The sequence below is a fragment of the Mycolicibacter acidiphilus genome (assembly GCF_018455725.1).
Taxonomy (GTDB): Bacteria; Actinomycetota; Actinomycetes; order Mycobacteriales; family Mycobacteriaceae; genus Mycobacterium; species Mycobacterium acidiphilum.
Genome location: NZ_JAHCLR010000006.1, coordinates 152,706 through 166,187 on the forward strand (window position 1 = coordinate 152,706; position 13,482 = coordinate 166,187).

The 13,482-nt window shown below is 69.7% G+C and carries 12 protein-coding genes; 6 read left to right on the forward strand and 6 right to left on the reverse strand.

The features are described from left to right. The first annotated feature begins 65 nt into the window (after positions 1 to 65). A complete protein-coding gene (argH, locus tag KIH27_RS05690; RefSeq protein ID WP_214091952.1) occupies positions 66 to 1,478 on the forward strand; it encodes an argininosuccinate lyase in 1,413 nt (470 codons plus the stop codon). A 7-nt stretch (positions 1,479 to 1,485) separates the two neighbouring features. Here the strand turns inward: argH and KIH27_RS05695 are convergent, their stop codons facing one another. After that, complete coding sequence (locus tag KIH27_RS05695) at positions 1,486 to 1,965, reverse strand: MPT63 family protein (RefSeq protein WP_214091953.1); 480 nt, start codon at positions 1,963 to 1,965, stop codon at positions 1,486 to 1,488. 123 nt (positions 1,966 to 2,088) lie between these two features. Here KIH27_RS05695 and KIH27_RS05700 point away from each other — a divergent pair, with 123 nt between their 5' ends. Continuing rightward, on the forward strand, positions 2,089 to 2,748 hold the full coding sequence (locus KIH27_RS05700) for a M15 family metallopeptidase (protein WP_372451309.1): 660 nt from the start codon (positions 2,089 to 2,091) through the stop codon (positions 2,746 to 2,748). A gap of 27 nt (positions 2,749 to 2,775) precedes the next feature. Here the strand turns inward: KIH27_RS05700 and KIH27_RS05705 are convergent, their stop codons facing one another. Together KIH27_RS05705 and KIH27_RS05710 are read right to left on the reverse strand one after the other, a co-directional pair. Further along, complete coding sequence (locus KIH27_RS05705) at positions 2,776 to 3,891, reverse strand: GGDEF domain-containing protein (protein WP_214091955.1); 1,116 nt, start codon at positions 3,889 to 3,891, stop codon at positions 2,776 to 2,778. A 102-nt stretch (positions 3,892 to 3,993) separates the two neighbouring features. Next, positions 3,994 to 5,763, reverse strand: a complete 1,770-nt coding sequence (locus KIH27_RS05710) for an ABC-F family ATP-binding cassette domain-containing protein (protein WP_214091956.1) — start codon at positions 5,761 to 5,763, stop codon at positions 3,994 to 3,996. 50 nt (positions 5,764 to 5,813) lie between these two features. Here KIH27_RS05710 and KIH27_RS05715 point away from each other — a divergent pair, with 50 nt between their 5' ends. Together KIH27_RS05715 and KIH27_RS05720 are read left to right on the forward strand one after the other, a co-directional pair. Beyond that, positions 5,814 to 8,828 carry an acyl-CoA synthetase gene (locus KIH27_RS05715; RefSeq protein ID WP_372451308.1) on the forward strand — a complete coding sequence of 1,005 codons (3,015 nt, stop codon included), beginning with the start codon at positions 5,814 to 5,816 and terminating at the stop codon, positions 8,826 to 8,828. Next, entirely contained in the window at positions 8,825 to 9,049 is a 225-nt protein-coding gene (locus tag KIH27_RS05720; protein ID WP_214091958.1) for a Trm112 family protein, read from the forward strand. The genes KIH27_RS05715 and KIH27_RS05720 overlap by 4 nt, the downstream gene beginning before the upstream one ends. Here KIH27_RS05720 and KIH27_RS05725 read toward each other — a convergent pair. From KIH27_RS05725 to KIH27_RS05735, 3 genes are read right to left on the reverse strand one after another with little or no spacing between them, the layout of a single operon-like run. Further along, entirely contained in the window at positions 9,015 to 9,626 is a 612-nt protein-coding gene (locus KIH27_RS05725; RefSeq protein WP_214091959.1) for a TetR/AcrR family transcriptional regulator, read from the reverse strand. The two genes, KIH27_RS05720 and KIH27_RS05725, sit on opposite strands and share 35 nt — an antisense overlap. Next, positions 9,626 to 10,444, reverse strand: coding sequence for an ABC transporter permease (locus KIH27_RS05730; RefSeq protein ID WP_214091960.1), 819 nt, complete (start codon positions 10,442 to 10,444; stop codon positions 9,626 to 9,628). The genes KIH27_RS05725 and KIH27_RS05730 overlap by 1 nt, the downstream gene beginning before the upstream one ends. Further along, on the reverse strand, positions 10,378 to 11,127 hold the full coding sequence (locus tag KIH27_RS05735; protein WP_214091961.1) for an ABC transporter ATP-binding protein: 750 nt from the start codon (positions 11,125 to 11,127) through the stop codon (positions 10,378 to 10,380). Before KIH27_RS05735 ends, KIH27_RS05730 begins: the two co-directional genes overlap by 67 nt. Positions 11,128 to 11,185: 58 nt before the next feature. Between KIH27_RS05735 and KIH27_RS05740 the strand changes: the two genes are divergently transcribed. Beyond that, positions 11,186 to 11,794 carry a DNA-3-methyladenine glycosylase gene (locus KIH27_RS05740; RefSeq protein WP_214091962.1) on the forward strand — a complete coding sequence of 203 codons (609 nt, stop codon included), beginning with the start codon at positions 11,186 to 11,188 and terminating at the stop codon, positions 11,792 to 11,794. A 17-nt stretch (positions 11,795 to 11,811) separates the two neighbouring features. Further along, the gene (tyrS, locus tag KIH27_RS05745; protein ID WP_214091963.1) at positions 11,812 to 13,089 is read left to right on the forward strand and encodes a tyrosine--tRNA ligase; all 1,278 of its coding nucleotides are present in this window, start codon (positions 11,812 to 11,814) and stop codon (positions 13,087 to 13,089) included. The last annotated feature ends 393 nt before the right edge of the window (positions 13,090 to 13,482 follow it).

Here is a 13,482-nt window from a genome sequence, read left to right on the forward strand (position 1 = left end):
GAAAGCACCCTTTGCGGCACCATTTTGGGGCCGTTCGCGTCTGCTCGCCGAAGAAAGGTGACCCGATGAGCACCAACGAGGGTTCGCTGTGGGGCGGCCGGTTCGCCGACGGCCCGTCCGACGCGCTGGCCGCGTTGAGCAAGTCCACCCATTTCGACTGGGTGCTGGCGCCCTACGACGTCACCGCGTCCAAGGCGCACGTCCAGGTGCTGTTCGGTGCGGGGCTGCTCACTGAGGATCAGCGCGACGGACTGCTGGCCGGGCTGGACAGTCTCGGCGAGGATGTCGCCGACGGCAGCTTCCTGCCGTTGCCCAGTGACGAGGACGTGCACGGCGCGCTGGAGCGCGGCCTGATCGACCGGGTCGGGCCGGATCTCGGTGGCCGGCTGCGGGCCGGACGGTCCCGAAACGACCAGGTGGCCACGCTGTTTCGGATGTGGCTGCGCGACGCGGTGCGCCGGGTCGCCGCTGGGGTGCTGCAGATCGTGGACGCCCTCGCCGCGCAGGCCGCCGCGCATCCGGACGCGGTGATGCCGGGCAAGACCCATCTGCAGTCGGCGCAGCCGGTGCTGCTGGCGCACCACCTGCTGGCGCACGCGCACCCGCTGCTGCGCGACGTGGACCGGCTGGTGGACTGGGACCGACGCGCGGCGATCTCGCCGTACGGATCCGGTGCGCTGGCTGGCTCATCCCTGGGCCTGGACCCCGACGCGATCGCTGCCAACCTGGGTTTCACTGCGGCCGCGGACAATTCGATCGACGCCACCGCCGCGCGGGATTTCGCCGCCGAAGCCGCGTTCGTATTCGCGATGATCGGGGTGGACCTGTCCCGGCTCTCTGAGGACATCATCCTGTGGAGCTCAACGGAATTCGGCTACGTCACCCTGCACGACTCCTGGTCGACCGGCAGCTCGATCATGCCGCAGAAGAAGAACCCGGACATCGCCGAGCTGGCCCGCGGCAAGTCGGGCCGGCTGATCGGCAACCTGACCGGACTGCTGGCCACGCTGAAGGCGCAGCCACTGGCCTACAACCGGGACCTGCAGGAGGACAAGGAGCCGGTGTTCGACTCCGCGGCGCAGCTGGAGCTGGTCTGCCCGGCAATGGCCGGCCTGGTCGGCACCCTGACCTTTCACACCGACCGGATGGCTGAACTGGCGCCCGCCGGCTACACGCTGGCCACCGACATCGCCGAATGGCTGGTGCGCCAAGGCGTTCCGTTCCGGGTGGCGCATGAGGCGGCCGGTGCGGCGGTGCAGACCGCTGAGCGGCGCGGCGTCGGACTCGACGAGCTCACCGACGCCGAACTCGCGGAGATCAGCGCGGAGCTGACCCCGGAGGTGCGCGAGGTGCTCACCGTGACCGGCTCGGTCAACGCCCGCGACGCCCGCGGCGGCACCGCATCGAGTCAGGTGCAGCGGCAGCTGGAGATCGTTCGCGCCGAGGAAGGTCGGCTGCGCGCCGCGCTGCGGGGCTGATCCCCGCTCACGGCCCCCAGATCATCAGATCCTGCATGCCGTTGTTCATCGTCACCGTCGTCGGCGCGGGACCGGTCACGTCGAAGTAGATCTTCCCGGTCGACTGCGCGCCCTCGGGAATGGTGGCGCCGCTGATGCCCTTCGGCGACGCGACCTCCCACAGCACCCGGTAGCTCGCCTGGTTCGGGGCGACGGCGTTGAACTGCGAGATCGCCGGGGTCACCGGACCGTGGATGGCGCGGACGGTGGCGGTGGCCTCCCAGACCTTCCCGGCCACCGGGAAGTCCGGCATGGTGTCGCTGCTGGGCTGCAGGCCGCCGACATTCCAGGAGAAGACGACCTGACCGACGCTGTCGGTCTCCTGCAGGGTGCTGCCCAGCTTGCCGGTGATCGGGTAGGCCGCGAACGCGAGCGGTGCGACGGTCACCGGGACGGCTGCCACGGCGACGGTCGCGACGGCGGATTTCATCATCGTGCTGATCTTCATGCTGTCCTCCTGGGGGTGATGACAAGCGGATACCCCAGTCTGCCTGCGTTCGCAGGGCCGTGCGCTAGCCTCAGGCGCATTGCTACCCGCACACCGCTCCGCCGACGTGTCGCCGAGCTGACGATCCTGGCCGTGATCTGCGGTGTACTGCCGCAATGCGCGGCACCGGAACCGCCGCCGGAACCGCCCGCAACAGCATCCGCGGCACCGCCCGTCGACACCCCACCCCAACCCGCCGTCGTCACCCCCGTCACCGCCGCCGACCTCGGCGCGAGCTGGCATCCCGGCTGCCCGGTCTCCCCGGCGCAGCTGCGCCGGGTCACGCTCACCCACCTGGGGTTCGACGCCAAGCCGCATCGCGGTCAGCTGATCGTGCACGCGCAGCTGGTGGACCAGGTCGTCACCGTGTTCGACCAGCTGTACCGGCTGGGCTTCCCGATCGAGAAGATGCGCACGGCGGCCGCCTACCCGCACGCCTCCGACGAACTGTCGATGGAAGACGACAACACCTCGGCGTTCAACTGCCGGCGCATCCCCGGCTCCGGCAGCTGGGCGCTGCACGCCTACGGCCGGGCGATCGACGTCAACCCGCTGCTGAACCCCTCGGTCACCGGCACCCGCATCGAACCGGTCAACGCCGCGGTGTACACCGACCGGCACCGGATCGAACCGGGCCTGCTGCACGCCGGCGACCCGGCGGTTCGCGCGTTCACCGACCGCGGCTGGGCGTGGGGCGGCGCCTGGCGGTCACCGGTGGACTACCAGCATTTCGAGCGGCGCTGATCCGGCGCTGATCCGGCGCTGAACCGGCTACGCGGGCCCGACCAGCTGGCTGTACGCCGTGCACGGGTGCAGGTTGACCGCGTTGCCGCCGCGCCGTTTCGCGGCGTACATCACGTTGTCGGCGCACTTGAGCGCCATCGCGATGCCGCGGCTGTCGGGCAGGGTCTGCGCCGCGGTGATCGCGACCCCGATGCTGGCGGTCACCTGCGGTTCGGTGGTGTCGGCGATCGCGGACCGGATGCGTTCGGCCAACGGCTGCACCGACGACGGCTGCAGCAGGTCCACCGCCACGAACTCCTCCCCGCCGATCCGGGCGACGACCCCGCCCGGACCCACGGCGGACTGGATGCGTGCGGCGGTGCGGACCAGCACGTCGTCACCGACCAGGTGCCCGTAGCGGTCGTTGATGCTCTTGAAGTTGTCCAGGTCGATGGCGAAGACGCACATCATGCCGCACTGCGTGCGCCGCGGGCGGCGGTTGAGCAACTGGTCCAGCCCCCGCCGGTTCGCCAGCCCGGTGAGCGGATCGATCAGCGCGTCGGCGTCGTTGCGGCGGATCGTCCAGAACCCCACCTGCAGCACCGGCAGCACCCCGACGCTGACCGTCAGACAGAGCAGAGCGTGCGCGCCGGCCAGCGCCCACCCGGCGGCGTCGTTCTCCGACAGACCCAGCCGGACCGCCAGGGCCGCAGTGGTGGCCAGCGTGACGACGACGTGGGCGGTCTGAGCCCGCGGGCCGTGAAAGAAGATCAGGTAGATCCCGGTCAACAGGAACGTCACCGTGCTGTCCAGGCCGGCCAGCCGATTCCCCTCAAGCCAGCAGCCCGCGGCGATCGCCGCATCAGCTGCACCCAGCAGCCACCCGGACTCCTGCCGGGTCGGCCAGGGCCGCACCACCCAGCGCAGCGACCACATCAGGATCAGGGTGACCAGAACCGCCGTCGCCAGCCGCGCCGTCGTCTGGTGGGCGTTGGTCTGGCTCCACGCGGCCAGTCCCGAGAAAACGCTCAACGCCGCCCCGCAACTCGCGATGCCGCGCTGGAACCAGACCAGCACGTCCCGAGATTCGAGGAAATCCCGCAGCCAGTCGTTGGGCGGTTCGTTCCACCACACGCCGAGAAGCCGTCTCGGTTTCGGGTTCATCGGGCTCCTGCGATCTCACGCCCACAGTCGGACAAAAAGTCTTGGCGTTAGACGGCTAGCGTAAAACAGCCGAACGGGGCCTGCCACCGATTGGCCCGCTCGTTACTCGACCGTTTCCGACAACTCCAGCCAGCGCATTTCCAGCTGCTCGATCTCGGCCTCGATCGCCCGCAGTTCGGCGGTGAGCCGCGCCAGCCCGGTGTGATCGGACTGATCGTGTGCCGCCAGTTCGTGGTGTTTGGCGTCGACCGCCTCGGCGAGCCGCGCCAGCCGCCGGTCCACGGCCGTCATCTCCTTCTGCGCGGCCCGCAACTCGGCCCCGGACAGGCCGGCCGACGCCGGAGCCGTCACCGCCTTGGCGGCCGGCGCCACGGCCGCGGACAGCTCCAGATACTCGTCGACCCCGCCCGGCAGATGCCGCAACCGGCCGTCGAGGATCGCGTACTGCTGGTCGGTGACCCGCTCCAACAGGTAGCGGTCGTGCGAGACGACGATCAGCGTGCCCGGCCAGGAGTCCAGCAGATCCTCGGTGGCGGTGAGCATGTCGGTGTCGACGTCGTTGGTCGGCTCGTCGAGGATCAGCACGTTCGGCTCGGCCAGCAGCGTCAGCATCAGCTGCAGCCGGCGGCGCTGACCGCCGGAGAGCTCACCGACCCGCGCCGACAGCTGATCGCGCGCGAAGCCCAGCCGCTCCAGCAACTGGGCGGGGGTCAGTTCGCGGCCGTCCACCATGAATTCGGCGCGCAGCCGGCCCAGCACCTCGAAGACCCGATCGCCGGTGACCGCCGCCAACTCGCCGGACTGCTGGTCGAGGATCCCCAGCCGGACCGTCTTGCCGCGTTTGACCCGCCCGCTGTCCGGCGTCACCGTCCCGGCGATCAGTCCGAGCAGCGTCGACTTCCCGGCGCCGTTCGCGCCGACGATCCCGGTGCGCTCACCCGGGCCGATCCGCCACTCGATGTCGCGCAGCACCGGACGCCCGCCGAAGGACACCGACACGTCCAGCAGGTCGATGACGTCCTTGCCCAGCCTCGCGGTGGCCAGCTTCGCCAGTTCCACGCTGTTGCGCAGCGGCGGCACGTCGGCGATCAGCTGGTTCGCCGCCTCGATGCGGAACTTCGGCTTGGAGGTGCGCGCCGGGGCGCCGCGGCGCAGCCAGGCCAACTCCTTGCGCATCAGGTTCTGCCGTTTGGCCTCGGACGCCGCCGCCATCCGGTCGCGCTCCACCCGCTGCAGCACGTAGGCCGCGTACCCGCCCTGAAACGGCTCCACGATCCCGTCGTGCACCTCCCAGGTGGTGGTGGCGACCTCATCGAGGAACCAGCGGTCGTGGGTGACCACCAGCAGGCCACCGGTGTTGCGGGCCCAGCGCGCGTTCAAGTGCGCCGCCAGCCAGGTGATGCCCTGCACGTCCAGATGGTTGGTGGGTTCGTCGAGCCCGATCACATCCCAGTCGGCGATCAGCAGCGCGGCCAGCTGCACCCGCCGGCGCTGCCCGCCGGACAGTCCGGAAATGGTTGCATCCCAAGCGATGTCGGAGACAAGCCCGTCGACGACGTCGCGGATCCGGGGATCGGAAGCCCACTCGTGATCGGCCGCGTCGCCGACCAGCGTCGCGCCGAGCGTGCTGTCGTCGTCGAGGGTGTCGGACTGATCGAGCAGGCCGACCCGCAGCCCGCTGCGTCGCGTGACCCGGCCGGAATCGGGGTTCGACCGGCCGGTGAGCAGTCGCAGCAGGCTGGATTTGCCGTCGCCGTTGCGACCCACGATGCCGATCCGGGCGCCGTCGTTGACCCCCAGGGTCACCGCGTCCAGCACCACACCGGTGGGGTACTGCAGGTGCAGAGCCTCGGCTCCGAGCAGGTGTGCCACCGCGTGAACGTTACTGCGGTGACTGAACCCATCGGGGCGACGGTGCTGGTGTGCCAGAATGTGCACGTCATCGAGGCAGGGGAGCGACGGTGGATCTGAAGTTGTCGGCCATTACCAGGCCGGTCGAGTGGTTGGTTGCCACTGCGCAGAACGGCCTGGAGGTCTTGCGCTGGGGCGGCCTGGAGACCGGCGCGGTGCCGTCGCCGTTCCAGATCGTCGAGAGCGTCCCGATGTACAAGCTGCGACGCTACTTCCCGCCGGACAACCGGCCCGGACAGCCGCAGCCCGGGCCGCCGGTGCTGCTGGTGCACCCGATGATGATGTCGGCGAACATGTGGGACGTCACCCGCGAGGACGGTGCGGTCGGCATCCTGCACGCCAGCGGCTGCGACGTCTGGGTGATCGACTTCGGTTCGCCCGACGAGGTCGAAGGCGGGATGCGGCGCAACCTGGCCGACCACATCGTCGCACTCAGCGAGGCGATCGACACCGTGGCCGAGACGGCCGGCTGCGACGTACACCTGGCCGGCTACTCGCAGGGCGGCATGTTCGCCTATCAGGTTGGGGCCTACCGGCGTTCGAAGAGCCTCGCCAGCATCATCACGTTCGGCTCCCCGGTGGACACGCTGGCCGGTCTGCCGATGGGTGTTCCGGCGAACATCGCCTCCACGGTCGCCGACTTCATGGCCGACCACGTCTTCAACCGGCTGGAGATCTCCGGCTGGCAGGCGCGGATCGGCTTCCAGATGATGGACCCGCTGAAGACGGCGAAGGCCCGGCTGGAATTCCTGCGCCAGTTGCATGACCGGGAGGCGCTGCTGCCGCGCGAGGCGCAGCGCCGATTCCTGGAGTCGGAGGGCTGGATCGCCTGGTCCGGCCCGGCGATCTCGGAGCTGCTCAAGCAGTTCATCGCCCACAACCGGATGATGACCGGCGGTTTCGCCATCAACGGGCAGCTGGTCACGCTGACCGACATCACCTGCCCGATCCTGGCGTTCGTCGGTGAGGTCGACGACATCGGCCAGCCGGTCGCGGTGCGCGGCATCCGGCGTGCGGCCTCCAACGCGGAGGTCTACGAATACCTCATCCGGGCAGGCCATTTCGGGCTCGTCGTGGGGTCGAAGGCGGCCGATGAGACCTGGCCGACCGTCGCCCAGTGGATCATGTGGCAGACCGGGCGCGGTCCGCGGCCGGCGGGGGTGGCGCCGATGGTCGACCACCCGGCCGCACACACCGCCAGCGGGGTGGCGATGACGTCGCGCATCGCCCACGGGCTGGGGGAGGCCTCCGGGGTCGCGATGACGCTGGCGCGCGGCGCCGCCGACGCGGTCGGTGCGGCGCGGAAGTCGGTGCGCACCATCGCAATCGAGACGGCCCGCACACTGCCCCGGTTGGCACGGCTCGGTCAGATCAACGACCACACCCGGATCTCGCTGGGCCGGATCATCGACGAGCAGGCCGCGGATTCGCCCGACGGCGAATTCCTGCTGTTCGACGGGCGGGTGCACACCTATGAGGCGGTCAACCGGCGCATCAACAACGTGGTGCACGGCCTGATCGACATGGGGGTGCGCCAGGGCGTGCACGTCGGTGTGCTGATGGCGACCCGGCCCAGTGCGCTGGTGGCGATCGCCGCCCTGTCGCGGTTGGGTGCGGTGGCGGTGCTGATGCCGCCGGACGGGGACCTGGTCGCCGCCGCCCGCCTGGGCGGTGTCGCCGAGATCATCACCGGCCCGGTCAATCTCGAACGCGCGGCGGGCGCGGCGCGGGAACTGAACTGCCAGGTGCTGGTGCTCGGCGGTGGCGAGACCCGGGATCTGGACCTGCCCGACGACGTGGACGTCGTCGACATGGAGCAGATCGACCCCGACGCGGTCGAACTGCCCGGCTGGTACCGGCCCAACCCCGGTTTCGCGCAGGACCTGGCGTACGTGGCGTTCGGGACCGTCGGCGGCAAACTGGTGGCCAAGCAGATCACCAACTACCGCTGGGCGCTGTCGGCGTTCGGCACCGCATCGGCGGCGGCGCTGGGCCCCACCGACACGGTGTACTGCCTCACCCCGCTGCACCACGAGTCCGGCCTGCTGGTCAGCCTGGGCGGCGCGGTGGTGGGCGGCGCCCGGATCGCGCTCTCGCGTGGGCTGCACCCGGACCGCTTCGTCGCGGAGGTCCGCCAGTACGGCGTCAGCGTGGTGACCTACACCTGGGCGATGCTGCGCGAGGTCATCGACGACCCGGATTTCGTGCTGCAGGGTAACCACCCGGTGCGGCTGTTCATCGGGTCGGGCATGCCGACCGGGCTCTGGCAGCGGGTCACCGACGCGTTCGCGCCGGCCCACATCGTGGAGTTCTTCGCCACCACCGATGGTCAGGCGGTGCTCGCCAACGTGTCCGGCGCCAAGGTGGGCAGCAAGGGCCGCCCGCTGCCCGGCGCGGTGACCGTGGAGCTGGCGGCCTATGACTCCGAGCATGACCTGATCCTGGAGGACGAGCGGGGTTTCGTGCAGGTTGCCGAGGCGGGCGAGGTCGGAGTGCTGCTCGCCAAGCCGCGTGGGCCGATCGATCCGTCGGCGTCGGTCAAGCGCGGCGTGTTCGCCCCCGCCGACACCTGGATCTCCACCGAGTTCCTGTTCCGGCGCGACGCCGACGGCGACTACTGGCTGGCCGGCGGGCGCGGGTCGACGATCCACACCGAGCGCGGGGTGGTGTACCCGATGCTGGTCACCGACACGCTGGGCGCTGTCACCGGCGTCGATCTGGCGGTCACCTATCGGGTTGCGGTCGGCGACAGTCACCTGGCGGTCTCGGCCGTCATGCTGCAGCCGGGTGCGACGGTCACCGCCGCCGACCTGACCGAGGCGGTCGCGGAGATGCCCGTCGGCATCGGGCCGGATGTGGTGCACGTGGTGGCGGACCTGCCGCTGAGCACCGTCTACCGTCCGATGCTCAAGGAATCCGGGCTGCCCAAGGCCGGGCGCAACGCGTGGTACCTCGACGCCGGTACCCGGCAGTTCAAACGGCTGACGGCGGCGGTGCGCACCGAACTGGCCGGGGGTCACTCGTGATCGACGAGGCGTTGTTGGCGATCCTGGTCTGCCCGGCTGACCGGGGTCCGCTGCTGCTGGTGGACACCGACGACGGACAGGTGTTCTACAACCCGCGCCTGCGTCGGGCCTACCGCATCGACGACGGCATTCCGGTGCTGCTGGTCGATGAGGCCCGCTCCGTCGACGACGACGAGCACGCCCGGCTCACGGCGCAGACAGGTCCAGCAGATCCCCGGTGAGGTAGTGCTGCAGGTTCGGCGCGATGGTGGCGGCGATCTGCTCGGCCGGCAGCGACGCGAACGGTTCGAGCTTCAGGATGTAGCGGGCGGTGAGCACGCCCACCAGTTGTGATGCCACGAACTGGATGCGGACGGTTCCGCTGCCCGGCGGCTGATCCACCCGGGGACCGACCTCCACCGTGATGATGTCGTCGATGAAGGTGCGGAACAGGTTCACCTCCGAACCGGCCAGTATCGATCGCAGGGTGGCGATGAATCCCGAACCGAGTTCGGAGTCCCACAGCGGCAACAGGATCGACGGGATCCGGTGGCCGAGTTCACTGATCGGCACCTCGCGCAGCGCTCCGACGACCGCCATCGGATCGATCGGAACGTCGATGGCGGCGGTGAACAACTGCTGCTTGGTGCCGAAGTAGTGGTGGACCAGCGCGGCGTCCACGCCCGCCGCCGCCGCGACGGCCCGCACGGAGGTGTGTGCTATTCCGTTGCGCGCGAACAATTCCCGGGCGCAGTCCAGGATGCGTCGGCGGGTGTCGGAGGATCCGGGTGGCCGGCCCGGACGCCGGGGTTTCGACATCACGCGGTCCGCCGTCGCAGTGTCGCCGCGGCCAGGCACAGCGTCACCGCGGTGCAGGCCAACACGACGCCGATGTCGCGGACGGTGAGCCCGGTCAGGTCCGGGTGCGCACCGACCTGCTGGACCGCCTCGAGGGCGTAGCTGGCGGGCATCGCGTCGCTGATCCACTGCAGCCAGTCGGGCATCGCCGCGCGCGGCACGATGATCCCGGCGAGCAGCAGTTGCGGCACCATCACCGCCGGGATGAACTGCACGGCCTGAAACTCGGTGCGCGCGAACGCACTGCACAGCAGCCCCAGACCGACGCCGAGCACCGCGTTGACGATCGCGATCGCGAACACCCACAGCGGGCTGCCCGAGGTGTGGAAGTCCAGCAGTCCGAACGACACGGCGCACGCCAGCATCGCCTGCGCCGCCGCGGCTATCGAGAACGCCGTCGCGTAGGCGGCCAGCAGATCGAACCGCCGCAACGGCGTGGTCAGGATGCGCTCCAGCGTCCCGGAGGCTCGTTCGCGCTGCATCGTGATCGACGTGATCACGAACATCAGGAACAGCGGGAAGATCCCCAGCAGGATCAGGCAGGCGACATCGAACGCCGACGGCGTGCCGGGCGGGTGCGGCGTGTTCTGGAACATGAAATACATCAGGGCGATCACCAGGCTGGGCAGCAGCAGGATCATCGCGACGCTGCGGTGGTCGCCGGCCAGCTGACGCAGGATCCGCAAGGTGGTGGCCAGATACGCTCTCGCGGTCAGCCGGCTCGTGGCGCGGTGCTGCGCCTGATGATGGACAGGAATGCGTCCTCCAGTGACGTGCATCGGGTGTCCTCTCGTAGACGGCGAGGTGTGGTGTGGGCCAGCAGCCGGCCCTGGCGCATCAGCAGCAGCCCGCCGCAGCGGTCCGCCTCGTCCATCACGTGGCTGGACACCAGCAGCGTCGTCCCGCGCCGGCACAGCTCGTGGAACTGCTGCCACAGGTCGCTGCGCAGCACCGGATCCAGGCCGACGGTCGGCTCGTCGAGCACCAGCAGGTCAGGTGCGGCGACCAGCGCGCAGGCCAGTGAGGTGCGCGCCCGCTGACCGCCGGACAGGTTGCCGCAGTAGTCGGTGCGCTGGTGCTGCAGGTCGACCGCGGCGATCGCCCCGTCGACCGCGCCCGCGTCGGCGCCCAGCAGCGCCGCGAAGTACCGCACGTTGTCGATGACCCGCAGGTCGTCGTAGACGGTGGCGCGCTGCGGCATGTAGCCGACCCGGTGCCGCAGTGACGCCGACCCGGCCGGTTCACCCAGCACCGTGACCGTGCCGGAGGCGGTGAGTTGGCTGCCGACGATGCAGCGGATCAACGTGGTCTTGCCGCATCCGGACGGGCCGAGCATCCCGGTGATGGCGTGTGCCGGCAGCCGCATCGACAGGTCGTGCAGCACCGGGCGTCCACCGCGGACCACCCGCAGCCGATCGATGTCGACGGCGACCGGGTGCACACCGTCGAAGGAATTCACCATGCGATGAATATCGCCCCGGCGTGCAGCGCTGTCAAGGGTTACGGGCAGAATCAGACCGGTGAGCGCCGAGCAGCTTGCCGTCGACCCGGTCGCTGCTGCGCGCCGACTGCTGGGCGCGACGCTGACCGGCCGCGACGTGCAGATCACCGTGGTCGAGGTGGAGGCCTACGGGGGAGTGGCCGACGGGCCGTGGCCGGACCGGGCCGCGCACTCCTACCGCGGCCCCACCGGCCGCAACACGGTGATGTTCGGCCCGCCGGGGCACCTGTACACCTACCGCAGCTACGGGATCCACGTCTGCGCCAACGTCGCCTGCGGGCCGGACGGAACCGCGGCCGCCGTGCTGATGCGTTCCGGCGTGGTCGTCGACGGATTGGCGGCGGCCCGCGCCAGACGGGGTGCGGCGGCCGACGCCGCCCTGGCCCGCGGACCCGGCAACCTGTGTGCCGCACTGGGAATCACCATGGACGACAACGGAATCGACCTGTTCGACCCGGGCAGTCCGGTGCGCCTGCAGCTCAACGACGCAGTGCCCGGATTGGCCGGCCCCCGGGTCGGCGTGAGTCAGGCCGCGGACCGGCCGTGGCGGCTGTGGGTGGCCGGGTGCCCGGAGGTCTCGGCGTTTCGGCGCAGCCCGCGGGCACCGGCGCCGGGCGCCAGCGACTGATCCGGGAAAATCAACCCATGCCGACGACGACGATCCTCGATGAACTCACCTGGCGCGGCCTGATCGCCCAGTCGACCGACGCCGACGCGCTGGCGGCTGAAACGGCCCGCGGCCCGATCACCGTCTACGCCGGGTTCGACCCGACGGCACCCAGCCTGCACGCCGGCAACCTGGTCCCGCTGCTGGCACTGCGCCGTTTCCAGCGTGCCGGGCACCGGCCGATCGTGCTGGCCGGCGGGGCCACCGGCCTCATCGGCGACCCCCGCGACACCGGCGAACGGTCACTGAACACCGCCGACACCGTGGCCGATTGGGCCGAGCGAATCCGCGGCCAGTTGGAGCGCTTCGTCGACTTCGACGACACCCCGACCGGTGCGATCATCGAGAACAACCTGGACTGGACCGCCCGGATGTCGGCGGTGGAATTCCTGCGCGACGTGGGCAAACACTTCTCGGTCAACGTGATGCTGGACCGCGACACGATCCGGCGCCGGCTGGACTCCGAGGGCATCTCCTACACCGAGTTCAGCTACATGCTGCTGCAGGCCAACGACTACGTGGAGCTGCATCAGCGGCACGGCTGCACGCTGCAGATCGGCGGCTCCGACCAGTGGGGCAACATCATCGCCGGCGTGCGCCTGGTCCGCCAGAAGCTGGGGGCCACCGTCCATGCGCTGACGGTGCCGCTGGTGACCGCCGCGGACGGCACCAAGTTCGGGAAATCCACCGGCGGCGGCAGCCTCTGGCTGGACCCGGACATGACGAGCCCATACGCCTTCTACCAGTACTTTTTCAACACCGCCGACGCCGACGTCATCCGCTACCTGCGCTGGTTCACGTTCCTGGACGCCGACGAGCTCGGTGAGCTGGAGGAGGCGACGACCGCACGCCCGCACGAGCGGGCGGCGCAACGCCGGCTGGCGCAGGAGTTCACCACCCTGGTGCACGGCGAGCAGGCGACCGAGGCCGTGGAGCTGGCCAGCCAGGCGCTTTTCGGCCGCGGGGAGTTGTCGCGGCTCGACGAGCCGACGCTGGCGGCCGCGCTGCGGGAGACCACCGTGGCCGAGCTGGCCGACGGTGCCCCGGACGGCATCGTCGACCTCCTGGTCGCCACCGGACTGTCGGCGAGCCGGGGTGCGGCGCGGCGGACGATCGGCGAGGGCGGGGTTTCGGTCAACAACGTGCGTGTCGACAGCGAGGAATGGACGCCGAATACCGCCGATTTCCTGCACGGGCGTTGGTTGGTAGTGCGCCGCGGCAAACGGACTGTGGCCGGGGTCACCAGGGTCGGCTGATCGCCGGCCCCGGTTCGCTCTCAGGATTGATCTTGAACCGAGCAAAACCACTCCTGACCAGGCGATTTGACTCTCAGATTCCCCTCGCGTAACTTAATCCACGTCGCAGGGAGCGGCCGGAAACGGAAGCCCCAGAGACACCCCGGAACGATTCGAGAGAATCAGACCGGATTCTGACTGTCCGCAGCACCGACCAGCGGCTAAATGCCGGCGGTAGGTTGCGCTCTCAGTCGGGCGTGTTGTTTGAGAACTCAATAGTGTGTTTGGTGGTTTTTGTTTGTTGTTGTTTTTTGCCACATTCTTGACGCCCCGTGTTGGGGGTGTGGTGTTTTTTTGATGCTGGTTTTTGACTGGCGTTTGGTTCAGATTGCTCTGAAACAGTTTTTGTTTGGA